At 67.3% G+C, this 23,748-nt stretch carries 19 protein-coding genes; 6 read left to right on the top strand and 13 right to left on the bottom strand.

What is annotated here, in order from left to right:
* Window positions 1-19 precede the first annotated feature (19 nt).
* Window positions 20-1,255, bottom strand: a complete 1,236-nt coding sequence (locus tag QN357_RS04000; RefSeq protein ID WP_322140841.1) for a cysteine desulfurase family protein — start codon at window positions 1,253-1,255, stop codon at window positions 20-22.
* Between the two features lie 84 nt (window positions 1,256-1,339).
* On the opposite strand from QN357_RS04000, the gene glgX reads away from it, so the two are divergent.
* Both glgX and ybaK read left to right on the top strand, forming a co-directional pair.
* Entirely contained in the window at window positions 1,340-3,382 is a 2,043-nt protein-coding gene (gene glgX, locus QN357_RS03995; protein ID WP_322135701.1) for a glycogen debranching protein GlgX, read from the top strand.
* A gap of 29 nt (window positions 3,383-3,411) precedes the next feature.
* Entirely contained in the window at window positions 3,412-3,900 is a 489-nt protein-coding gene (ybaK, locus tag QN357_RS03990; RefSeq protein WP_370294844.1) for a Cys-tRNA(Pro) deacylase, read from the top strand.
* Here ybaK and glgP read toward each other — a convergent pair.
* Window positions 3,897-6,485 (bottom strand): alpha-glucan family phosphorylase, encoded by a 2,589-nt coding sequence (glgP, locus tag QN357_RS03985; RefSeq protein ID WP_322135700.1) that lies wholly within the window; start codon window positions 6,483-6,485, stop codon window positions 3,897-3,899. The genes ybaK and glgP overlap by 4 nt on opposite strands.
* 80 nt (window positions 6,486-6,565) lie before the next feature.
* Between glgP and QN357_RS03980 the strand changes: the two genes are divergently transcribed.
* Together QN357_RS03980 and glgB are read left to right on the top strand one after the other, a co-directional pair.
* Window positions 6,566-8,671 carry an alpha-1,4-glucan--maltose-1-phosphate maltosyltransferase gene (locus tag QN357_RS03980; protein ID WP_416172945.1) on the top strand — a complete coding sequence of 702 codons (2,106 nt, stop codon included), beginning with the start codon at window positions 6,566-6,568 and terminating at the stop codon, window positions 8,669-8,671.
* Complete coding sequence (gene glgB, locus QN357_RS03975) at window positions 8,668-10,905, top strand: 1,4-alpha-glucan branching protein GlgB (protein WP_134447644.1); 2,238 nt, start codon at window positions 8,668-8,670, stop codon at window positions 10,903-10,905. Before QN357_RS03980 ends, glgB begins: the two co-directional genes overlap by 4 nt.
* A 94-nt stretch (window positions 10,906-10,999) precedes the next feature.
* Here the strand turns inward: glgB and QN357_RS03970 are convergent, their stop codons facing one another.
* Both QN357_RS03970 and QN357_RS03965 read right to left on the bottom strand, forming a co-directional pair.
* Complete coding sequence (locus QN357_RS03970) at window positions 11,000-11,974, bottom strand: tetratricopeptide repeat protein (RefSeq protein ID WP_134447643.1); 975 nt, start codon at window positions 11,972-11,974, stop codon at window positions 11,000-11,002.
* Window positions 11,971-13,779, bottom strand: a complete 1,809-nt coding sequence (locus QN357_RS03965) for a hypothetical protein (RefSeq protein WP_134447641.1) — start codon at window positions 13,777-13,779, stop codon at window positions 11,971-11,973. The genes QN357_RS03970 and QN357_RS03965 overlap by 4 nt, the downstream gene beginning before the upstream one ends.
* Before the next feature lie 226 nt (window positions 13,780-14,005).
* On the opposite strand from QN357_RS03965, the gene QN357_RS03960 reads away from it, so the two are divergent.
* A complete protein-coding gene (locus QN357_RS03960) occupies window positions 14,006-15,619 on the top strand; it encodes a DivIVA domain-containing protein (protein WP_134447639.1) in 1,614 nt (537 codons plus the stop codon).
* A 28-nt stretch (window positions 15,620-15,647) separates the two neighbouring features.
* A complete protein-coding gene (locus QN357_RS03955; RefSeq protein WP_322135697.1) occupies window positions 15,648-16,697 on the top strand; it encodes an AI-2E family transporter in 1,050 nt (349 codons plus the stop codon).
* Window positions 16,698-16,715: 18 nt separating this feature from the next.
* Here the strand turns inward: QN357_RS03955 and QN357_RS03950 are convergent, their stop codons facing one another.
* The 9 genes from QN357_RS03950 to rpsB all read right to left on the bottom strand — a co-directional run bounded on the left by QN357_RS03950 (window position 16,716) and on the right by rpsB (window position 23,464).
* Window positions 16,716-17,441 carry an alpha/beta hydrolase gene (locus tag QN357_RS03950; protein WP_134447635.1) on the bottom strand — a complete coding sequence of 242 codons (726 nt, stop codon included), beginning with the start codon at window positions 17,439-17,441 and terminating at the stop codon, window positions 16,716-16,718.
* Between the two features lie 31 nt (window positions 17,442-17,472).
* Window positions 17,473-17,775, bottom strand: a complete 303-nt coding sequence (locus QN357_RS03945) for a hypothetical protein (protein WP_134447633.1) — start codon at window positions 17,773-17,775, stop codon at window positions 17,473-17,475.
* Window positions 17,776-17,835: 60 nt separating this feature from the next.
* The gene (locus QN357_RS03940) at window positions 17,836-18,513 is read right to left on the bottom strand and encodes a lytic transglycosylase domain-containing protein (protein ID WP_322135696.1); all 678 of its coding nucleotides are present in this window, start codon (window positions 18,511-18,513) and stop codon (window positions 17,836-17,838) included.
* Window positions 18,514-18,567: 54 nt separating this feature from the next.
* Window positions 18,568-19,116, bottom strand: coding sequence for a DivIVA domain-containing protein (locus QN357_RS03935; RefSeq protein WP_134447631.1), 549 nt, complete (start codon window positions 19,114-19,116; stop codon window positions 18,568-18,570).
* A 68-nt stretch (window positions 19,117-19,184) separates the two neighbouring features.
* The gene (locus QN357_RS03930; RefSeq protein WP_241975525.1) at window positions 19,185-20,216 is read right to left on the bottom strand and encodes a phosphatidate cytidylyltransferase; all 1,032 of its coding nucleotides are present in this window, start codon (window positions 20,214-20,216) and stop codon (window positions 19,185-19,187) included.
* 16 nt (window positions 20,217-20,232) lie between these two features.
* Window positions 20,233-20,787 carry a ribosome recycling factor gene (gene frr, locus QN357_RS03925; RefSeq protein ID WP_134447629.1) on the bottom strand — a complete coding sequence of 185 codons (555 nt, stop codon included), beginning with the start codon at window positions 20,785-20,787 and terminating at the stop codon, window positions 20,233-20,235.
* 90 nt (window positions 20,788-20,877) lie between these two features.
* Window positions 20,878-21,594 carry a UMP kinase gene (gene pyrH, locus QN357_RS03920; RefSeq protein ID WP_134447628.1) on the bottom strand — a complete coding sequence of 239 codons (717 nt, stop codon included), beginning with the start codon at window positions 21,592-21,594 and terminating at the stop codon, window positions 20,878-20,880.
* Window positions 21,595-21,720: 126 nt separating this feature from the next.
* Window positions 21,721-22,548: a translation elongation factor Ts gene (gene tsf / locus QN357_RS03915; RefSeq protein ID WP_323504575.1), complete on the bottom strand. Its 828-nt coding sequence runs from the start codon at window positions 22,546-22,548 to the stop codon at window positions 21,721-21,723.
* Between the two features lie 10 nt (window positions 22,549-22,558).
* Window positions 22,559-23,464 (bottom strand): 30S ribosomal protein S2, encoded by a 906-nt coding sequence (rpsB, locus tag QN357_RS03910; protein ID WP_134447624.1) that lies wholly within the window; start codon window positions 23,462-23,464, stop codon window positions 22,559-22,561.
* Window positions 23,465-23,748: the final 284 nt, after the last annotated feature.

Here is a 23,748-nt window from a genome sequence, read left to right as displayed (position 1 = left end):
GCACGTCGAGCCCGGGAGGTCAGCGGGTGGGCACGCGGTCGTTCATGCCGGCGCGGCTGGCCTGGGCGTGCGCTGCCGGCAGCGCGGCGAGGAAGGCGTCGACGTCGGCCCCTGTCGAATCGCGGCCGAGGGTGATCCGCAGGGCGCTGCGGGCCTCCGCCTCGCTGCGGCCCATGGCACGCAGCACGTGCGAGGGCTCCGGGATGCCGGCCTGGCACGCCGATCCGGTCGATACGGAGATTCCGGCGGCGTCGAGCAGGAAGAGCAGCGACTCCCCCTCGCAGCCGGGGAAGGTGAAGTGGGCGTTGCCGGGCAGGCGCTGCTCATCCGGCCCGTCGGGTGCCGCACCGTTGAGCACCGCGGTGGGCACGACGGCGAGCACCCCCGCGATCAGCCGGTCGCGGAGCGCCCTCAGGTGCACGTTGCGGGCGGGCAGGTCGCCGAGGGCGGATGCCGCGGCCGCGAACGCGACCGCCGCTGCGACGTCCTGGGTACCGCTCCGCACCTGGCGTTGCTGGCCGCCGCCGTGGATCAGCGGGACGATACTGGCCCGGCGCGACAGCACGAGTGCTCCGATGCCGACCGGCCCGCCGATCTTGTGGGCGGAGAGGCTGAGGGCGACGATGCCGCCCGCGGAACCTCCGGCGCCGCCGGAGGCACCGGTGCGGCCCGCGCCGCTGAGCGCGCGGAAGTCGATCGGCACCTGGCCGTACGCGGACACGGCGTCGATATGCACCGGGATCCCGTGGACGGCGGCGATCTCGCCGATCTCGGCGACGGGCTGCAGGGTACCGACTTCGTTGTTCGCGGCAAGCAGGCTGAGCAGTGCGACATCCTCTGCGCCGGTCTCGAGGGCATCCGCCACCCGGGCCGGGTCGACCCGGCCTGCCCTGTCGAGCGGAAGCCACCCGGGTTCTGCGCCGTCGTGGTTTTCGAGCCACTCGACGGTGTCCATGGTCGCGTGGTGCTCGCCGCCGGGGACGAGGATGCGCCTGCGCGGGGCGCGCGCCCAGAACAGGCCCTTGAGGGCGAGGTTGATCGCCTCGGTGCCTCCCCCGGTGAACACGACCTCGATCGGATCGCAGCCCACACTCCGTGCCACGGTCTCGCGGGCTTCCTCGAGCATCCGCTTGGCATTCTGGCCCTGGCTGTGGATGGAGGCGGGGTTTCCGACGACGCTCATGGCGTCGACGTATGCCTCGATGGCCGCTGGCAGCATCGGCGTCGTCGCGGCGTGGTCGAGATAAATCGACAAAATACCCTCTTCCGCTCGGTTTTCGGCTGGCTGAGCGTGCGCCGGTGGTCACGGCCAGTCTCCGTACTCATTACTCTAGAACGCATGACTCACGCCGATCCCCTGCACAACCTCGGCGTGCGGCTTTCAGCCGGGGTCGGCGAACTCCGTGTCTGGTCGCAGAACGCCGAGGCCATGGACCTCTGCATCTTCGACGCCACGGACCCGAACTGGATCGTCAAGACCGTGCCGATGACCCGCGACGCGGACAATGTCTGGTCCGGTCGCAGTCGCACCCTGTCCGCGGGCCGCCACTACGGCATCCGCGTCTCGGGGCCTGCCGCACCCACGAATTCGTTCCACCCCGAGAAGACCATGGTCGAGCCCTATTCTCGAGGCCTCGTCAGGGTCGGCCCTGAGCAGTGGCAGTCCTCCGTCGTCGACGACGCCTTCGACTGGGCCGGTTCGGTGAAGCCGAAGATCGCGCTCGACCACACCGTCGTCTATGAGGCGCACGTGCGGGGCATCAGCAAGCTCAACCCGGCCATTCCCGCCGACCTCCGCGGCACCTACGCAGGCCTGGCGCACGAGTCGACGATCACCTATCTCAAGGAACTCGGCGTCACCTCGGTCGAGCTCCTCCCCGTGCAGGCGTTCGTTTCCGAACAGCGCCTGCTCAAGCAGGGTCTCACCAACTACTGGGGTTACAATACCTTCAACTTCTTCACCCCGCACGCCGACTATGCGACCATGGCGTCCCAGTCGGCAGGTCCGGAAGCCGTGCTGCGCGAGTTCAAGGGAATGGTCAAGCTCCTGCACGAGGCCGGCCTCGAGGTGATCCTCGACGTCGTCTACAACCACACCGCCGAGGAGGGTCCCGGCGGCCCCGCGAGCAGCCTCCGCGGCATCGACAACGCTACCTACTACCGCCAGAACGATGCGGGCGGCTACATCGACGTGACCGGCTGCGGCAACACCCTCAACGTCTCCAACGAGGTGCCGCGCCGGCTCGTGCTCGACTCTCTCAAGTACTGGGCGAACGACGTGCAGATCGACGGCTTCCGTTTCGACCTCGCCGCGACGCTGAGCCGCGGGGACAACGTGGAGTTCCAGCGCGACCATCCCCTGATCAAATCCATCCAGTCCGATCCGGAACTCGCCGGCGTCAAGCTCGTCGCCGAGCCGTGGGACGTGGGCATGGGCGGCTGGCAGACCGGCAATTTCCCGGACGGCTGGACGGAGTGGAACGACCGTTACCGTGACCGGATGCGCTCGTTCTGGCTCACCGACATCGCGGCGGCCAGGGACGGCCACTCCGGGAGCGGCATCGGCCGCTTCGCGACCCGGCTGGCCGGCTCCGCGAACACCTTCTCCCTCGAACGCGGCCCGCTCGCGTCGCTGAACTTCATCACGGCGCACGACGGCTTCACAATGGCCGACCTGACCGCGTACAACGTCAAGCACAACGTCGGAAACGGCGAGTCCAACCGCGACGGCACCGACAGCAACAACTCCTTCAACCACGGGGCCGAGGGACCCACGCGCGACCGCGGCATCCTCGCGACCCGGCGCAAGGCGATGCGCAACCTCCTCGGCACGCTTCTGCTCTCCGCGGGCGTCCCGATGCTGACGGCCGGCGACGAATTCGGTCGCAGCCAGCGCGGCAACAACAACGCGTATTGCCACGACAGCGAGCTGACCTGGCTGAACTGGGACCTCGACGACTGGCAGATCGACCTGCACCGTGTCACGAAGAAGCTGCTCCAGCTGCGTCGTGACAACCCGGCCCTCCGCCCGGTGTGGTTCGGCCGCTCCGGCGAAACCACCCTGAGCGCGAGCGAGATGGACTGGTACAACATCGAGGGCAAGTCGATGTCGGAGGACAACTGGCACTCCCCGAAGGAGCGCACCCTGCAGTACCTCGCGGCGTCGACGCCCGAGTTCGAGGAGTTCAACCGGATCCTCCTCATCGTGCAGGGCCGCGAGCGCGACGTGACGGTGACGCTGCCAGAGCACGCCGGCGTCTCCTCGTATTCGCTGCTCTGGGATTCGAGTCACGACGACCTGAGCGACGCGGTCATCGAGCACATCCCCGGCACCCGGCTGCTCGTGCCGGGTGCGTCGATGCAGTTGTTCCGGGCGAGCTAGTCCGGCCTGGTCGCAGAGGAGTCGCAGTGGTGAAGAAGCACGACGGCGCCGGTGGGACGCCCGCGACCGTCGCGCTCACGCACGCGGGCATCCGGTTCACGCCGCACGCCTACGACCACGACCCGTCGGCGACGGGGTACGGCCTCGAGGCCGCTGCAAAACTCGGGCTCGACCCGGCCAGGGTGTTCAAGACCCTGCTGGCGGATGCCGATGGCACGCTCGTCGTCGCCGTCGTGCCGGTCGCCGGCCAGCTCGACCTCAAAGCCCTGGCGCACGCGGCCGGGACCAAGAAGGCCGTGATGGCCGACCCGAAACTCGCCGAGCGGAAGACCGGCTATGTGCTCGGCGGCATCAGCCCGGTCGGGCAGAAGACCCGCCTGGTGACCGTCGTCGACGAGACCGCCCTGCTGTACGACACCGTGTTCGTGTCCGGCGGCCGCCGCGGGTTCGACATCGAGCTGGCGCCGGCGGACCTCCTCGCCGCCACCGACGCCCTCACCGCCCCTATCGCGCGCTAGCCGGCTACGGCGATCAGGCCCATCTCTGCCGAGCTCACCAGCAGGTCGTTCTTCGGGACGACGCGCACCGTGTACCCGAACGCGCCGCCGCGGTCGAGCGCGACCGTCCCAGTGAAGAGGGTCGCACCGCCCTGCTCTGGCGAGTCGGAACCGTCCGCGGCATCCGGGTCGACGACCGCCTCGAGCGCGAGGGTGTGCACGCCGCTCAGCTCGTCGTTGGCCAGGCTCTTCCCGTAGACGACCTCGACGGTGACATCCGCGGGGTCGAGCCCGTTGAGCTGCACATGGGCACGCAGGTGCAGTTCGTCGCCGACCTTGGGAACGGCGGCGACCCCGCCGGACTCGACGTGGGCGACGGAGACGCCCGGCCACTTGGCGACGATGCGCCCCTTCCACACGGCGAGTTCGCGCGCAGCACGGTAGTTGTTCGCGGACAGGCGTGCCTCGGCGGCCCCGGCCGGGCGGTAGAGCTTCTGCACGTACTGGCGCACCATCCGGCCGGCGTTGAGTTCCGGGGAGAGGGTGGCGAGGGTGTGCCGGATCGAGGCGACCCAGCGTTCGGGAACACCGTCGCCGTTGCGGTCGTAGAAGCGGGGAGCGACATGGTGTTCGATGAGCTCGTAGAGCGCGTCGGCTTCGATCCGGTCCCGCTCGGCGGAGTCGCCTGCGGCATCAGCCGACGGGATCGCCCAGCCGTTCTTTCCGTCGTAGTACTCAGGCCACCAGCCGTCGAGGATCGAGAGGTTCAGCGCTCCGTTGAGTGCCGCTTTCATTCCCGAGGTGCCACAGGCCTCCAGGGGACGCAGCGGATTGTTGAGCCAGACATCCGTGCCGGGGTACATCAGCTGCGCCATGCCGATGTTGTAGTCGGGTAGGAACGCGATGCGGGTGCGCAGCTCCGGGTCGGCCGCGAACTGCACGACCTTCTGGATGAGGCGCTTGCCCTCTTCGTCCGCGGGGTGCGACTTGCCGGCGATCACGATCTGGATCGGGTGCTCCGGGTGCAGCAGCAGGGCACGGAGCCGCTCGGGGTCGTGCAGCATCAGGGTCAGCCGCTTGTACGTCGGGACGCGGCGGGCGAACCCGATCGTGAGCACCTTCGGATCGAAGACCTGGCCGATCCATGCCGGCACGATCCCGCCCGGGTTCTGCACGAGCCAGGCCGCGGCGATGCGCCGGCGGGCGTCCTCGACGAACTGCAGGCGCATCGTGCCGCGCACGGCCCAGAGGTCGTCGTCGGTGATCGCGGGCGAGGCCCAGTCGGCCTCAGAGGTATCGCTCGTGCCGAGGCGGTCCTCGGCGAGGTGAAGCAGCGAGGGGTCCGTCCAGGTCGGGGCGTGCACGCCGTTGGTGATCGAATCGATCGGCACGTCCTCGGCGTCGAAGCCCGGCCAGAGTCCCTTGAACATCCGTCGGCTGACCTCGCCGTGCAGCTTGGAGACGCCGTTGGCGCGCTGGCCGAGCCGCAGGCCCATCAGCGCCATGTTGAAGACGTCGGGAGACCCGCCCGGATAGTTCTCCGCGCCGAGGGCGAGGAGCTCGTCGACGCCGACACCGGGAAGGAGGTCGGTCTCGAAGTACCGCTGCACGAGGCTGCGCTCGAACCGGTCGATTCCCGCGGCGACGGGTGTGTGGGTCGTGAACACCGTTCCCGCCCGCGCGACCTGCAGGGCCTCGGCGAAGCTCAGTCCGTCACCGATCAGGCTCGAGATGCGTTCGAGGCCGAGGAACCCGGCATGGCCCTCGTTGGTGTGGAATACCTCGGGTTCCGGCCGGTTGTTGAGGGCGCTCCAGACCTTCACGGCGCGGGCGCCGCCGATGCCGAGGAGCAATTCCTGCAGCAGCCGGTGCTCGCCGCCGCCGCCGTAGAGCCGGTCCGTGACGAGGCGCAGGTCGTCCGCGTTCTCGGGAATGTCCGTATCGAGCATGAGCAGGCGGATGCGGCCGACGTTCGCCTGCCAGACGCGGGCGTGCAGGGTGCGGTTGTCGGGGAGGGCGAGCGAGACCTGCACGGCGGAGCCGTCGGCACGGCGCAGCACGGACAGGGGCAGTCCGTCGGGATCGAGCAGGGGGTAGCTCTCGATCTGCCAGCCGTCCGGGGAGATCGCCTGGCTGAAGTAGCCTGCCCGGTAGAACAGGCCGACGCCGATGAGAGGGACGCCCAGGTCCGAGGCGCTCTTCAGGTGGTCACCCGCGAGGATCCCGAGGCCGCCGGAGTACTGCGGGAGCGCGGCGGCGATGCCGAACTCCGGGGAGAAGTAGGCGATCGACGCGGGCTTGTCACCCTCGAGGCCCTGGTACCAGCGCGGTTCCTGCAGATAGGAGCGCAGCCCGTCCCTGATCGAGTTGACCCAGGAGACGTATTCGTGGTCTGCGGCGAGCGCCACGAGCCGGGCCGGATCGACGGCGCCGAGCAAGGCAACGGGATCAGTACCGATCTCGCGCCACAACTCTGGTGAGATGTGTTCGAAGAGTTGGCGGGTCGGCTCGTGCCAGGACCAGCGCAGGTTACCGGCAAGCTCATCGAGGGCTGCTAGAGCCTCGGGCACGACGGTGCGGACTGTAAATTTACGGATCGCCTTCACGCGTCCCAGCCTAGAGGCGCTGGCAGGTCTCTGTCCCGTTCCTCCCCCGGAAACCGCACAATTCGCGCTACGGTCATCTTGTGGCAAAGACAGCTAAACGTGCAAATGTTGTTCCCGAATCCGTGGCAGGCGCCGACGCCGGCACGGACCTGGCTCCCCCTGCGGGTCAAGGCAAGCGAGGCAAGGAGGAGCCGACGCGCATCTCACGCATTCCGATCCTCGACCTCGCACCCCAGCTGGCCGACAATCTGTGGCCGGCGAAGGCCTTCGTCGGCGAGGCCGTCCCCTTCGGGGCCACGGCATTCCGTGAGGGTCACGACATGATCGGGGTCACCCTGCTCCTGACGGATCCCGAGGGGAACCGGTCCGAGCATCCGATGCACCCGGGGGCCCCGGGCACCGACAGGTGGACAGCCCTCGTCACACTTGGAAGGCAGGGCATCTGGCAGTACCGGGTGCGCGCCTGGGCCGATGGGTGGGCCACGTGGCGCCACACCGCCGAGATCAAGGTCCCCGCCGGGATCGACATCGAGCTGACGTTCCTCGAGGGTTCCGTGCTCCTCGCTGCGGCCGGAACGGACAAGCGCCGTCCGGCCGCCGAGCGTCGCGTTTTCGCGCACGCCGCAGCGGACCTCACCAACCCGGGCATCTCGGTCGACGATCGCCTCGCCCTGCTGGACACCCCCTCGCTCAACGCTTTCATCACCGCACGCCCACTCGCAGGACTGTCGTCGACATCGGCACAGCGCGCCGTGCGCGTGGAGCGCACCCGGGCCGGCGTCGGCTCCTGGTACGAGTTCTTCCCCCGCTCAGAGGGCGCCGTGCAGCGCGCGGACCACTCCTGGCAGAGTGGAACGTTCCGCACCGCAGAGGACCGCCTCCCCGGCGTCGCCGCGATGGGCTTCGATGTGCTCTACCTCCCACCGATCCACCCGATCGGCCGTTCGTACCGCAAGGGCCCGAACAACACCCTCAACGCCGGACCGAACGACCCCGGCTCGCCCTGGGCGATCGGATTGGAGGACGGCGGCCACGACGCCATCCACCCGGACCTCGGCACCGTCGACGACTTCCGGCACTTCCTCGCCGCAGCAGCGGAGAACGACCTCGAGGTCGCCCTCGACCTCGCACTGCAGGCCTCGCCGGACCACCCCTGGGTGACCGAGCACCCTGAGTGGTTCACCACCCTCCCGGACGGCAGCATCGCCTACGCCGAGAACCCGCCGAAGAAGTACCAGGACATCTACCCGATCAATTTCGACAACGATCCAGCCGGCATCCGTGCCGAGGTGCTGCGGATCGTGCGCTACTGGATGGGTCTCGGCGTGCGGATCTTCCGCGTCGACAACCCGCACACCAAGCCCCTCGATTTCTGGGAGTGGCTGATCAACCGGGTCACCGAAGAGAACCCCGACGTGATCTTCCTCGCCGAGGCGTTCACGCGCCCTGCGCTCATGCAGGCGCTCGGCAAGGTCGGATTCCAGCAGTCGTACAGCTATTTCACCTGGCGCAACACGAAGACCGAGCTCGAGGAGTTCTTCCACGGCCTCGCGACGACGACGGCGGACTTCTACCGCCCGAACCTCTTCGTGAACACCCCGGACATCCTCTCCGAGTTCCTCCAGGTCGGCGGACACGCCGCCTTCAAGATCCGGGCGGCCCTCGCCGCGACAGCCGCCCCGACCTGGGGCATGTACGCCGGTTTCGAGCTCTTCGAGAGCGTGCCGCGCCCCGGCGCCGAGGAGAACATCGACAACGAGAAGTACGAGTACCGCCCGCGCGATTTTGCGGCCGCGGAAGCGGCAGGCGAGTCCCTCGCGCCGTACGTCTCGTTGCTCAATGCCATCCGCCGCGCCCATCCCGCACTCGGCCAGCTGCGGAACCTCGACCTGCACACGAGTGACGACGGCGCGGTGCTCGTGTACAGCAAGTACCTCGATGCGGCACACACCGGCACAGGGACAAGTGACGCGATCATCGTCGTCGTGAATGTCGACCCGCATTCGGTGCGCGAGACCATGGTGCGCCTCGACGTGACCCGTTTCGGGCTCGAGCCCGGCACGGTCTTCGAGGTCGAGGAACTGATCACCGGTGCCATCTGGACCTGGACAGCAGACAACTTCGTGCGACTGGATGCCGCTGCCGAACCGGTACACATCCTGCACGTCAGAGGAGCAGCACGATGACGCCAAAGACCCCACGCCCCGCCACCGTGCCGGTGGTTCCCCCGGGCATCCTGCAGGCGATCGCCGAAGCCCGCTACTACAACCCCCACGAGATCCTCGGGCAGCACCTGATCGGGGGGACGACGATCGCGGACCCGCTCACCGTCATCCGTGCGCTGCGCCCGCTCGCGAGCGAGGTCTTCGCGATCCTCGAGTCCGGCGCCCACATCGAGCTCGTGCACATCGGCTACGGAGTCTGGCAGGGCGTGAGCACCGTCGGCCTCCAGGCATACGAGCTCGAGGCCCGGTATCCGGACGCCCCCACCTGGATCGTCGACGACCCGTACCGCTTCCTGCCGACTCTCGGCGAACTCGACCTGCACCTCATCGGCGAGGGCAGGCACGAGCGACTCTGGGACGTACTCGGAGCCCACTATCATTCCGGCACAACCGTCGCTCCTCTCCCGACCGACGAAACGGCCGGTCTGGTCGCAGGCACGTCCTTCTCGGTGTGGGCTCCGCACGCGCAGGCCGTGCGAGTGATCGGTGATTTCAATTCCTGGAGCGGCATCCTGCATGCCATGCGCAACATGGGCAGCACGGGCGTCTGGGAGCTCTTCGTCCCCGGCCTGCACCCAGGGTCGAACTACAAGTTCGAACTTCTCGCCCAGTCCGGCGAGTGGGTGCGCAAGGCTGACCCGATGGCCAGGTACACCGAGGTGCCCCCGATGACCGCGTCGGTCATCGGCGAGACGCACTACGAGTGGGCGGATGCGGAATGGCTCGCCGAGCGGGCCAGGACCCAGGCCCACAAACGGCCGATGAGCATCTACGAGATGCACGTCGGGTCGTGGCGGCCCGGGCTCGGCTACCGGGACCTCGCCGACCAGCTGATCGACTACCTGCACGAGCTCGCCTATACGCATGTCGAGTTCATGCCGCTCGCCGAGCATCCGTTCGGCGGGTCGTGGGGCTACCAGGTCACCGGCTACTACGCCCCGACCAGCAGGTTCGGCCACCCGGACGACCTGCGCTACCTGATCGACCGGCTGCACCAGTCGGGCATCGGCGTGATCATGGACTGGGTGCCCGGGCACTTCCCCAAGGATGACTTCGCCCTCGCCCGTTTCGACGGCCAGGCGCTCTACGAGCACGCGGATCCCCGCCGCGGTGAGCAGATGGACTGGGGAACCTACGTCTTCGACTTCGGCCAGACCCAGGTGCGGAACTTCCTCGTCGCGAACGCGCTCTACTGGCTCGAGGAGTTCCACATCGACGGTCTCCGCGTGGACGCGGTCGCGTCGATGCTGTACCTCGACTACTCCCGCGAGGACGGCCAGTGGGAGCCGAACATCTACGGCGGAAACGAGAACCTCGAGGCGATCAGCCTCCTGCAGGAGGTCACCGCGACGGCGTACAAGCGCAACCCCGGCACGGTCATGATCGCCGAGGAATCCACCAACTGGGGCGGCGTCACGGCTCCGACCAGTCGCGGCGGACTGGGTTTCGGCTTCAAATGGAACATGGGCTGGATGCACGACTCGCTCGAGTACACGAGCATCGACCCGATGTACCGCTCGTACCACCACAACGAGATCACCTTCTCCTTCGTCTACGCGTTCAGCGAGAACTTCCTCCTGCCGATCAGCCACGACGAGGTCGTGCACGGCAAGGGCTCCCTCGTCGCCCGGATGCCGGGAGACGACTGGCAGAAGCTCGCGAACGTGCGGGTGTACCTGTCCTTCATGTGGGCTCACCCGGGCAAGCAGCTCCTGTTCATGGGACAGGAATTCGGCCAGCTCCAGGAATGGAGCGAATCCCGTGGCCTCGACTGGTGGCTGCTCGACCAGTCCCCCCATCGCGGACTGTTCACCCTCGTCGGCGAGCTGAACCGGGTCTACCGAGGCAACGCGGCGCTCTGGGAACGCGACACCGACCCTGCCGGGTTCGAGTTGCTCGACGGAGGGGCCGCCGCGCAGAACGTCGTCTCGTTCCTCCGCTGGGACGACTCGGGCACGCCGATCGCGTGTGTGTTCAACTTCGCCGGCCAGCCGCACACTGGTTACCGGGTGGGGCTGCCGTTCGCGGGCGTGTGGGACGAGATTCTGAACACGGACGCGCAGAATTTCGGTGGTTCCGGGATGGGGAACCTCGGCCAGGTCACGGCGACAGAGGAACCGTGGACAGGGCGACCGGCATCCGCCCTCGTCACGCTGCCGGCCCTCGCCGGCGTCTGGCTGCGCCTGCGCCGCTAGACGCCGCTGCTTGCTGAACTTCGCGAGAGTACGAAAATGGCCCCCTCCCCGGTCGGGAGGGGGCCATTTTCGTACTCTCGCGGGGCTACGCCGGCTAGTAGAGCAGCATTGTCAGGCGCTTGCGCGTGGGGGCGACCCTGGGGTCGTCCTGGCCGATGACCTCGAACAGGTCGAGGATGCGTTCGCGGATGCGGTTCTTGCCCGCGGCGTCCTGGGCGGGAAAGAGCGTGAGGAGCCGGTCGAAGGCATCCTCGACGTGCCCGCCGGAAAGATCGAGGTCGGCGACGAGGAGCTGCGCCTCGAGATCATCCGGCGCGGCCGCTGCCGCTGCACGGATCTCCGCGAGCGTCTTGCCCTGGAGCCGGGCGAGCAGCCCCACCTGGGCGAGCCCGGCGACGGAGAGGTTGTCCCTGGGATCCCTGGCGAGTGCCGTCTTGTAGATCGCGATCGCGGCGGCGTAGTCGCCCCGTTCGATCGCCTCGTAGGCCTCGACGTGGTGCGGCGGGAGTTCGGGCTCCGGAGGGGCGACCGGGGTCGCCGCATCCGCTCCCTCCGGAGCGACCGCCGTCCCGACGACGCCGTGCTCCGCCGCGAGCTCGAGCACCCGCTGGAGGACCGCACGGACCTGATCCTCCGCGATCACGCCGTTGAAGAGCGCGACGGGCTGGCCGCCGATGACCGCGGCGACGGTCGGGATCGACTGGGCCTGGAAGGCCTGGGTCAGCTGCGGGTTCGTGTCCACGTCGACCGTGGCGAGCACGAACCGACCGCCGTACTCGAGGATCAGCCTGGTGAGGACGAGGGTCAGTTCAGCGCTCTGCTCGCTGCGCGCCGACCACAGATCGACGATGACCGGAACGTTCGCCGACAGGTCGAGGATCTCGCCGAAGTTCGCGTCCGTTCCCTGGAACACGAGACTCGGAACCGAAACCGCCCCGGCCTGACCCGCCTGTCCGGCAGCTCCGGTTGAGCCGGCTCCCCCGGCCGCCGGTGCCGGCGGCCGGTTCAGGAGGGAGGACAGATCGACCGCACCGCGCATGCTGGCGGCGGACGGGGGGACAATGCTCATGGAAGCTCCGTAGACGAGATCAGTCCCTGGGCAAAGCCAAGGAGGACAATTTTATCGCTCGAACCGGCGGCGGGAACGTGGAACAGAAGCTGGTCGGCGTAGGTGTTCTTGAAGCCCTTCGCGGTGGCGGTGAGGCCGGAGAGCGCCTTGCTGGCGACCGCGCCCTCGCCGGGGCTGACCGTCGCAGCGGCGTCGACGGGTTTGACGGTTTCCGTCTCCTCGAGGCTGACCGCGACGATGCTCCCCGAGTCGTTCGTCGCGAGGGCGATCGTGGGCCCTGTGCTCGCCTTGGCACCGAATTCGATCGACGCCGTCGTCGGCAGCTTGGCTTTCTTGTCCGCCTTGTTCGCGTCGATCTGGGTGCGGAAGCTGTCCCCTGTCGCATCGAACAGGGCGAACGACGGGCTCGCCTCGCCATTGCTGAGGATGTCCGCGTATGCGGCCGCGACCTGATCGGGCGGCAGGAGCATCAGTTTCGAGTCGGGGGCGATGATGGGTGCGCCGATCGTGGCGGGGGCCAGGTCAGGGATCTTCGCTGAGGGCTCGAGCTGCACCGCATATTCGACGAGGTAGCTCGCCCGTGCCGACTCCTGGCGGAGCACGACGACGGTCGGCGCGACATCCGGGGTGTCCTTGTTCTGGACGACGGTCATCACGACCCGAGGCCAGGTCGCAGACTGCTGCGGAAGCGAGAGCGTGAGCGGTCCGGCAGGGAGCGCGGCCAGTGCGGGGAAGTCGGGAGCGATGGCTCGCACCTTGTAGTTGGCGAGGCGCTGGTCGAAGGCGGGACCGGTGAATCGGGTCGCGAGGATGTCTGCGCTCAGGTTCTTGTCACCGTCCGCTGCGACCGCGGAGATCTTGGTCATGATCCGCTCGAGCTGCGGCACCGTCACGGCGGCCGGAGGCACGTCCTTGATCACGACGGCCGCCCCGCTCGCGTCAGGCGTCGGGCTGAGGGAGGCAGCATCGGTCGGGGTGCTGCCCGGCCAGAATTCCGCAGAGCATCCCGTGAGGACGAGTCCGGACACGAGGAACATCGGAACAACGGCGATCAGGGACCGCCCGATCGACCGTCGCCCGGTGATCTCGCTCGCCTTGATGGACTTGGGGCGGGGCGCGCGCGGAAGTCGCGGCATCCGTGGACCCTTGGGCAGGTTGCGGCGAGGGCCGTGCGACCTGCGCAGGTGGAGGAGTGCCCACAGGTACAGGATGAGCCCGACAAGGGCGAGGATGGCGCCCCCCATGATCAGCGGACCGGCCCAGGGGGTCGAGTTGTCCACGGGCCAGGTGATGCTCACCTTCGACGGCGCGGGGTTGGTGCCGTCAGAGGCGACGATCATCGAAATGCCTTCCGGCAGGTTCACGGTCGCCGTGAGTTCCTTCGTGCCGGTGAATTCCTCCAGCCAGAGGTCCGAACCGGCCGGGTTCGTCACGGTCGCTGCGGCGACCGGCGCCGTGCCTGCGGGAACATCGGTGTCTGCGGGGACGGTGTCGCTTCCGAGGCCGGGCCCGTTCTTATCGGTCGAATGGATGCTGACGTACTCGTGTCCGGCCAGCCACGCCTTCACATCCGCCGTGCGGCCATATGCCGCGAACAGGGTGTCGGATCCGGAGAGGGTGACGGTCTGGGCGCCCGGGTGCTCCGTCAGGGCACTGGAATCGATCACGGCGTACGGAGCGTCGGCGGCGATGGTCGCGCTCAGGCTACTCGTCGCGGGTTCGAGGAAAACCGTCCGCTGGGCAATGCCGAGCACGATCATCACACCCGCTAGGACGAGCGCCACGATGGCAAAAAGGAAACGCACTGATACCCTCCTGTGTCGCCAGCCGCTCCGCACACACGGGTGCTTGAACCCGGAGCGGGTCCGGGAAGCAGCGGACAGGACATTCCACGATACTGTCTCGTCCTGAAAGCTGCCTAATAGACCCCTGTAGACGGGACGCGCGGCCGCCGCGTCAACCCACTAAAATTGTCGTGGCCCCCTTGGCCGGACTAAATGCGGGGTCAGAGTTCCAATACAAGGAGATAGCGTGGCGATCGACGAAGCTGATTTCACCCAGGTTTTCCGTGGTTATGACAAAGAAGAGGTCGACAGGGCAATCCAGGGCCTGCGTCGTGACCTGATCCAGGCGAACAGCCAGGGTACGGAAGCCAACAAGGAAATCAAGCGCCTCACCGCGCACATCGACGATCTGAACGCTGAGATCGAAGAGGTCGGCAGCCCCACCTTCTCCGGACTCGGCACGAAGCTCGAGAACACCCTTCGGGTCGCTGAGGAACAGTCCACCCGCGTGATCGCCCAGGCCGACATCGATGCCGAGCGCCTGCGAGCCTCCGCCGCGAGCGAGGTCGACACCCTGCGCCGCGAAGCAACCGAACGGGCAGAACGCGCCCTCTCCGACGCGAACGTCAAGGCCAGCCGCCTCCTCGACGATGCCCGCGCCGAAGCCGACGACCTGCTCGCACGTGCCCACGACGACTACACCACGGTAACCGGCGACGCCGTGCAGGAGGCAGCCGCAATCCGCGGTGCCGTCGCCACAGAGGCCGCGGAGCTCCGGGCCACGGTCAAGCGCGAGGTCGCCGCCATCCGCTCAGAGGCGGAACGTGAAGCAGCCGAAGTGCGCGTCGTCGCACAACGTGAGGCGACGGATGCCCGTGAAATCGCCGCCGGACTGACGCGCGAAACCGAACTCACCAGGGCCGAGGTCGCCCTCGAGCTCGACCAGCAGCGCGCGGATCTGGCCAGGGAGACCGAACAGGCCAGGATCGACCTCACCGCGGAGACCGAGCAGGCCCGCTTCAACAGCGCCAGGGAGGCAGAGCAGGCCGCCATCGACCTCGCCCACGAGACCGAGCAGACGCACACGGCTCTCGCTGCGGAGGTCGAACAGGCCCGCACGGACCTCGCCCGCGAGATCGACCAGGCCCGCATCGACCTCGGCATCGAACGTGAGCAGGCCGAGACCGAACTCGCACTCGACCTCGCCCGCGAGCGCGCAGCCCTCGCCCAGGAGCTCGAGAAGGCTCGCGCCGCCCAGGCCGCGAGGGCCGAGCAGGCCGCCGCCGACCTCGCCAGGGAGAACGAGCAGGTACGCGCGGACTTCACCGCGGACGGCGAGCAGCTCAGGATCGACCTGGACAACCAGCTCACGGCCGAGCGCAAGCGCGGAGAGCACGAACAGGCCCGCCTTCGCCGCGACATCGACCAGACTCGCGCGGACCTCGACGTCGAGCTCAAGGCCCGCCGCGACGAGGCGGAGCAGGGTCACCTGGCCCGGCACCAGGAGGCCGTCGCCCAAACCCAGAAGTTCCTCGACGACGCCTTGAAGCAGCTCGCGGAGACCAACCAGCGCACCCTCGAGTTGCGGGCACTCAACGAGCAGCTGGACTCCGGCGCCCGCGCAGAGGCGAAGACGGCCCGCCTGGCCGCGGAAGCCCATGCCGAGCAGATCGTTCAGGACGCGGAAGCCCGCGCCACCGCGCTCGTCACCGAGGCCGAGAAGCGGACACGCGCACTCGTCGCTGACGCGGAGGAGCGCCTCTCCCAGATTAGGATTGAGCGCGACTCGGTCGCCGGCTACTTCGAGAGCCTGCGAGGCCTCCTCACGCAGGCGGAAAAGGTCACAGCACTGGACGATTGAACGCCACCGCCATCCCGAGGAGATCCGAGTGAAAATCCAGAACGCATTCCGCCTGGGGCTGATCGGAACCCTCGGGGTCGGGGTGGGAATCCTGATCCTCAGCTCGATTGTCAGCCTGTCGACGATCATCACCTACATCGGTGCCGCCCTGTTCATCGCGCTCGGACTGGACCCCTCGGTGTCCTGGCTCGAGAAGAAGGGCTTTCCGCGCTGGGCGGCGATCCTCGCCGTGCTGATCGCGGTCATCGGCGTGCTCACCGGGGTCATCTTCGCCATCGTCCCGATCATCGTCGACCAGATCACGAAACTGTCGCAGGCCATTCCCGAGCTCGTCAGGTCCGTCAACTCGTCGACGTTCCTGTCGGACATCCAGAAACAGTTTCCAGCCCTCCCCGTCTCCGGGATCGTGAAGTCGATCACCGACTACGTGAGCACCAACGTGACGACGATCACCACCGCGATCATCCAGTCCGGGCTCGCCGTGGTCAGCGGATTGTTCGGTGCCCTGATCATCGTGATCCTGTCGCTCTACTTCACTGCGTCGCTGCACAGCCTGAAGACCGCGACCTACCAGCTCGTACCTGCCTCGAAGCGTGCGCGGTTCGCCGACCTCAGCGAGCAGATCACGACGTCCGTCGGTCGCTTCGTCGTGGGGCAGGCCGCGCTCGCCTCATGCAACGGCGTACTGAGCTTCACGTTCCTGTCGATCATCGGCGCCCCCTTCCCCGCCCTGCTCGCCGTGATCGCCTTCCTGGGGTCGCTGATCCCGCTCGTCGGAACGATCAGCGGTTCGGTCATCATCGTGCTCGCGTGCCTGATCCCCGGGATCGGCAGTTCGACCCTCACGGCACTGGTCGCGGCGATCTACTACATCGTGTACATGCAGGTCGAGGCCTATGTCCTCAGCCCCAACATCATGCGACGCGCCGTGTCGGTACCCGGTGCCGTCGTCGTCGTCGCGGCCCTCGCGGGCGGGTCACTCCTCGGCATCCTCGGCGCGCTCATCGCGATTCCGGTCGCCGCGGCGGTGATCATGATCATCAAGCAGGTCGTGATTCCCCGCCAGAACGACCTCTGACCCGGGCTCGCAGCTCGATCAGCCGAGCCACTCGGTCGGAAGGGGTGCGGCCGCCGGGTTCACGACGGCGACGATCTCGTTGAGGATGCGCTTGGTCTGGGTCTCCCCCACCCACAGGTGCTTGCCTCCGTCGACCGCGATGAACAGGGTCTCCGGGACACTCGTGAATCGTTCCCTGGCGGCCTCCGGTCGCAGGTAGTCGTCGTGCTCGGGGATGATCGCCACGAGCCGGCGCGAGTTGCCCGCCCAGGCCGCCAGTTCCGCATCCGTCGCACGGTGCAGCGGCGGGGACAAGAGGATCGCCCCCAGGATGGGATGTTCGAGGCCGTACTTGATCGCGAGTTCGGTGCCGAAGGACCAGCCGACCAGCCAGGGGTTGGGGAGCTTCCGCTCGGCGACGAACGCCATTGCCGCCGCGACGTCGAGCCGCTCGGCGTTGCCGTGGTCGAAACTTCCGCCGCTCGTACCCCGTGGTGAGGTCGTCCCCCGGGTGTTGAACCGCAGCACGGCGAGGTCGGCGAGGGCAGGCAGGCGCCCTGCCGCCTTGCGCAGGATGTGTGAGTCCATGAATCCGCCGTGAGTCGGCAGCGGATGCAGCGTCACGAGTGTCGCGACCGGCTCGCGGTCGAGCGGAAGGGCCAGTTCCCCCACGAGGGTGAGGCCGTCACTCGTGTGCAACTCGATGTGCTCGCGGCGGGCGGGCAGTTCGATGCCGCCCCGGATCTCGGCCACGGTGGAACTCACGGTGTCTCCCTCGTGCCGGTGTCGCCCGGCATCATCTGATTCTCCAGCAGTGGCTGTGCCAGTGCCGGCGTCCCGCCAGGTCGGCGGCCTCCCCCATGAGCCCGTCCGCGCGCCACGCGACCAGGTGAGGAGTCTTCGGTGCGATCTCGAGATTGCATCCGGGACAGACGTAACTCTTCGTCGCCCGGCTCGCCGTCACCGGCTGAACCGTCCAGAGGCCGTCGCGCCGTTCCTCGGTTCGACGCCAGCCTGCCCGCATGCGGTCGAGGCTGTCGTCCTCGCCGGCATCGTCCGGACCGCGCCTGCGACCCCTCGGATGATTGCTGCGTGGCATTGGGTCAGTCTACGTCTGGTCGGCGGGCGCGGCGAAGCGCGCCGTGCGACAGCCGGACCCCTAGTACCAGCCGGAGTCGACGGAGTGCGCCCAGGCGCCGCAGGGAGTGCCGTAACGGCCCGTGATGTAGCCGAGGCCCCATTCGATCTGGGTGCCCGCGTTCGTGGCCCAGTCGGCGCCTGCAGACGCCATCTTGGAACCGGGCAGTGCCTGCGGAATACCGTATGCACCGCTGGGGTTTTCGGCGTTGACGCGCCAGCCGGATTCCTTGTTCCAGAGGGCGACGAGGCAGCTGTACTGGTCCTCGCCCCAGCCGCGCGCGGCGACGGCCCCGGCAGCGTATGCCTGAGCAGAGCCGGGGTTCGCCACCGCGGCGGTCGGCGCCGAAGCGCTCGAACTCGACTTGCTCGACGACTTGGCCGCGACCACGACGGGGACCGCGGCCGGCTTGGGCTTTTCGGTGACCGTGTATGACTCGCGCACGATCGTGTTGGAATATGAGCCGTTCACCTGGACGACCTGCGTGGCCTGGCCTGCGAAGCGGCCGCCGGCCGACTGGTAGTACGGCGATGCCGTCGCGCCGGAGTACGGATCGACGACGGTCACGAGCACGAAGGCCGCGGCTGCGGTGAAGGCGAAGAGGAACAGGACACGGGCACGAGGTCGGGGTTTCTCGGCCCTCCGAATTGTCGGAGTGGTGGTATTCCCGGACTCAATTACGCTTAGGTGTCTTCCCACGATTTCTCGAGCCTAACCCAGATTTCGGATAACAGCCAGATAACGGTCCGAGATTCACCGAACCGCGAGCATCACGTCGACGACGCTGTCGAGCACGACATCGACCTGGATTTCCCGATACCCGCCGCGTTGCGGTCGGAAAACGGACGAACGCACATCGTCCGCCGTGATCGGAAAGCCGTCTTCGAAGTACTTGGTGAGCTTGTTCGCGAACCGGTCGACATCCGCCCGGTTGTACCCGACGCTCAGGAAGCTGACCCGGCTGAAACGATGCCCCGCCGGCCGTCCGAGTCGGTTCACGAGTTCCTGAGCACGGTCGCGGGCACTCTCGAGCCAGGCCTGCTTGCCGTGGGCTCCCGCCTCGCGTTCGCGGTCGCGCACGGCGAATGCGTCCTCGAGGCGTTCGAGGGCAGCGTCGACGTGTGCGGACGAGTAGCCGCCCTTCTGCATCGAGAACGCGGTGTGGCGGATGCTTTCGGCCGTCAATGGTTCGGAGTCGTCGGTCGCGTCGTACGCACGACGCGCGCTCGCCAGGAACTCGTCGACCTGGGTGACGTTGTAGCCGAGCGTCTTCTTGCCGGCCCGGGGGAATGTGGTGCTCACTGGATCATTCTGCCCCACGGGGAGGCCGCTGTCGAAAGCGTGCCCCCACCGGGGGTGCTTTCCGCTGGTCAGCGGAAGATGAGATACAGCGCGTACGTTGCCGCCGCCGAGGGAAGAATCGAGTCCATCCGGTCGAGGAAGCCACCGTGGCCGGGAAGCCAGGAGCTCATGTCCTTGATACCGAGGTCGCGCTTGATCAGCGACTCCGCGAGGTCGCCGAAGGTGGCGCTCAGCAGGATGACGAGTCCGAAGACCAGGCCGAACCACCAGGGTTCCCCGATCATGAACAGGGACAGCACCACACCGACGATCAGACACGCCAGGCCGGCACCCGCGAAGCCTTCCCAGGTCTTCTTGGGGCTGATCGTCGGCACCATGCGGTGCTTGCCGAAGGACAGCCCGCTCGCATACGCCGCGGTGTCGTTCGAGATCACCAGAAGCAGGAAGGCGAGGGTCCACCATTGCCCGTCCGGCTGCGCGACGAGCAGCACGGCGAAGCTGCCGAGAAACACCACGTAGGTCTGGATGAAGAAACCGGCTCCGATATCACCGAACACCGAGCGGGCAGTCCCCCGGTGGGCGGGGCTGAGCAGCAGGAACACCCGCCAGAGGCCGATGAAGAGGATGCCGGAGAGGGTGACGAGGAACTGGCCGCTCGCTCCCCAGTAGAAGGCCGCAGGGACGACGGAGACCGCTGCGATGACGACCGCGATGCGCGGCACGTTGCGTCCGGACTGCCTGAGGGCCTGCGCGAGTTCGAAGGCCGTGAACCCGACGAATGCGGCGGCGCAGACCATGAAGAGCTCTTTGATGAAGATCAGGCTCACGAGCATGAACAGGCCGAGCGCGAGGCCGATCAGGGTCGCCAGGATCAGGTTCCGACCCGTTCGGGCCGCGATCCGTTCGTTGGTCGCGTCCAGCTGCGCGCGCGTCGCCTGCACCTGGCGTTCGATGTCCGCGCGGGTGGACTGCATCTGCCGTTCGAGGTCGTTGCGGGCAGCGTGGACCTGGGCCCGGAACTCAGAGCTACCGGCCCCATGGGGTCGTTTGGGAGGAACCGGTGCAGTGTCGCCGGTTTCGTCGCGTGGCTCGTGCGTCATGACGCTGGCTCCGCCCTTAAATCTCGAGGAGTTCGGCCTCTTTGTGCTTGAGCGCGGTGTCGATCGCGTCGACGTGGGTCTTCGTGATCTGCTCGAGCTCCTTCTCTGCCCGGGCAACGTCGTCGTCACCGACTTCGCTCTTCAGCGCATCGAGTTCGTCCTTCGCCTTGCGTCGCAGGTTGCGCACGGAGATCTTGGCGTCTTCCGCCTTGGTCCGTACGATCTTGACGTATTCCTTGCGGCGGTCGGCCGTGAGTTCCGGAAGGGTCGCCCGGATGACGTTGCCGTCGTTGCCGAGGTTGGCGTCCAGGTTCGGGGTGTCCCGGATGGCCTGCTCGATGTCGCGCAGGGCACCCTTGTCATAGGGTCCGATCAGGAGCGTGCGTGCCTCGGGGTTCTGCAGGGACGCGAGCTGCTCGAGCGGTGTCTGGGTTCCGTAGTAGTTCACCAGGATCTTTGCGAACATCTGGGGGTTCGCCCGTCCGGTGCGCACGGTCCCGAAATCGTCTTTGGCGGCTTCGAGGGCCTTGTGCATTCGTACGCTTGCATCGGACAGAACATCCGCGATCACGGTAACTCCTTCGTTGAGGCTTCGACCTGGTGATTTCGACCTGGTGACTTCAACCTGAGGCCGTTTCGACCGCAGGTGACATCGACAAGTTTAGTTGGAGACGAGGGTTCCCAGATCGGCCCCGAGGATGGCGGCCGTCACATTGCCCTGCGGCGCCATTCCGAAGACCTGCATCGGCATCCCGTTGTCCATGCAGAGGCTGAAGGCGGTCGAGTCGACGACCTTCAGGCCGCGCTGCAGGGCGTCCTGGTAGGTGAGGTGGCGGATCATTTCCGCGTCCGGGTCGGTGCGCGGGTCGGCCGAGTAAACGCCGTCGACGCCGTTCTTGGCGACGAGGACGATGTCGGCACCGATTTCAAGCGCGCGCTGAGCCGCGACCGTGTCGGTTGAGAAGTACGGCAGTCCAGCCCCGGCCCCGAAGATGACGACGCGTCCCTTTTCGAGGTGACGTTCGGCGCGGCGCGGAATGTACGGCTCGGCGACCTGGGTCATGGCGATCGCGGACTGGACCCGGGTCTCGGCGCCGGCCTGCTCGAGAAAGTCCTGGAGGGCGAGGGCGTTCATCACGGTGCCGAGCATGCCCATGTAGTCAGCCCTGCCCCGGTCCATTCCGCGCTGGGACAGTTCAGCACCACGGAAGAAGTTCCCGCCGCCGACGACGACGGCGACCTCCACGGTCTGTGCGGCCTCCGCGATTTCCCGGGCAAGTGAGCTGATCACATCCGGGTTCACGCCGAGGCTTCCTGCGCCGAACGCTTCGCCGGAGAGTTTGAGAAGGACTCTGCGCTTCTTACCCGAATCTGACATGCCCTGGGGGTCCTTCCGTTGTGCGTGATCTAAAACTACTGCGTGCCGACTCAGGGCGGACACAGCAATGGAGACCGGCCTGCTCGCGCAAGCCGGTCTCCATCATTGGTACTGCGAGCCTATTGCCTAGGCGCCGACCTTGAAGCGGGCGAATCCGGAAACCGTGAGACCGGCATCCTTCAGCACCTGCGCGACGGACTGCTTGTTGTCCTTCGCGTAGTCCTGCTCGAGCAGGGCGACCTGCTTGAAGTAGGCGTGGATGCGGCCTTCGACGATCTTGGGCAGTGCCGCTTCCGGCTTGCCCTCGTTCTTCGAGATCTCGGTGACGATGCGGCGCTCGGCCTCGACGAGGTCAGCGGGGACGTTCTCGCGGTCCAGGTACTCCGGGTTCGCGAAGGAGATGTGCTGGGCGACGCTGCGTGCGGTGTCAGCATCCTCTCCCGAGTAGCCCAGGACGACGCCGACCTGCGGGGGCAGGTCCTTGCTGGTCTTGTGCAGGTAGATCGCGAACTTCTCACCCGTGACGGATGCGACGCGACGCAGCTCGAACTTCTCACCGATGATCGCGGCTTCGCCATCGATCAGTTCGGCGACGGTCTGGCTGCCGGCGGGGGCGGCCAGGCCTTCGGCGACCGAAGTGGCATCGGCAGCGGCAACCGCGTCCAGGACCTTCTCGGCGAGGGCGCCGAACTTGACACCCTTGGCGACGAAGTCGGTCTCGCAGGCGAGCTCGATCAACGTTGCGGTCGTGCCGATCTCCTTGGCGGCGACGAGGCCCTCAGAGGTGGAACGGTCAGCGCGCTTGGCGTTGCCCTTCGCACCCTTGAGACGCAGGATCTCAACGGCCTTCTCCATGTCGCCGTCGGCTTCGACGAGGGCGTTCTTGGTGTCGACCATGCCCGTACCGAGGCGTTCACGGAGGGCTTTGACGTCTTGCAGGCTGATGCTGGCCATACCGGGTTCCTTACTTGGTTTCTTCGGCGGGAGCTTCGACGGCAGCAACGGCTGCCACGTCGGCTGCTTCTTCGACGACCTGCTCGGCGGCGACGGTTGCGTCGGCGACCTCAACGGTCTCGGCGGAGGACTGCTCGGGGGTGGCGTCGGTTGCGGCGACATCCTCGGTCTTCAGCAGTTCTGCTTCCCAGGCGGCGAGGGGCTCGATTTCGGCCTCCGGCTTGGCGTGGCGCTGGATCAGGCCCTCGGCTGCTGCGTCCGCGATGATGCGGGTCAGCAGGCCGACGGAACGGATGGCGTCGTCGTTGCCCGGGATCGGGTACTGCACGTCGTCGGGGTCGCAGTTGGTGTCGAGGATCGCGATGACGGGGATGCCGAGCTTGCGGGCTTCGTCGATGGCGAGGTGCTCCTTGTTGGTGTCGACAACCCAGAGCGCGGACGGCGTCTTCGTGAGGTTGCGGATACCGCCGAGGCTCTTGTGCAGCTTGACGAGCTCGCGCTTCTTGATGAGCATTTCCTTCTTCGTGAACCCGCTCTTGGCGGTGTCCTCGAAGTCGAGCTCTTCGAGCTCTTTCATGCGGGCCAGACGCTTGGAGACGGTCTGGAAGTTGGTGAGGAGGCCACCGAGCCAGCGCTGGTTGACGTACGGCTGGCCAACACGGATGGCCTGCTCGGAGATCGATTCCTGCGCCTGCTTCTTGGTGCCGACGAAGAGGATCGTGCCGCCGTGGGCGACGGTCTCCTTGACGAAGTCATAGGCCTTGTCGACGAAGCCGAGGGACTGCTGCAGGTCGATGATGTAGATGCCCGAGCGCTCCGTGAAGATGAATCGCTTCATCTTCGGGTTCCAGCGGCGGGTCTGGTGTCCAAAGTGCACGCCGCTGTCGAGCAGCTGGCGGATGGTGACGACGGCCATGAGCCGTACTCCTTGTCCGGCGCGCCGCATACGCGGCAAAACGCCAATCGGTTCGTGTCCTGATCGGTCGATCACGACTCCTGGTGCCCGGCGCACCGCCGCCTGGCTTCCGAGGAAGTAAGGACCGAATGGAGGTGTTGGCCGAATGGGCACGCGTAGTCAGCGCACGAAGCGCTGCTGCCATAACTTTAGCACCCGGCGAACCCGGTTCCAGCCAGGTCCGGGGGAACGGATGTCCCCCGCCACCCGTCCTCAACAGCCGGAGTCCCCGTCGACCCCTGCAC

Source organism: Cryobacterium sp. RTC2.1 (assembly GCF_035018685.1).
GTDB classification, from domain to species: Bacteria; Actinomycetota; Actinomycetes; order Actinomycetales; family Microbacteriaceae; genus Cryobacterium; species Cryobacterium glucosi.
This window is presented reverse-complemented; position numbering and strand designations above follow the sequence as displayed.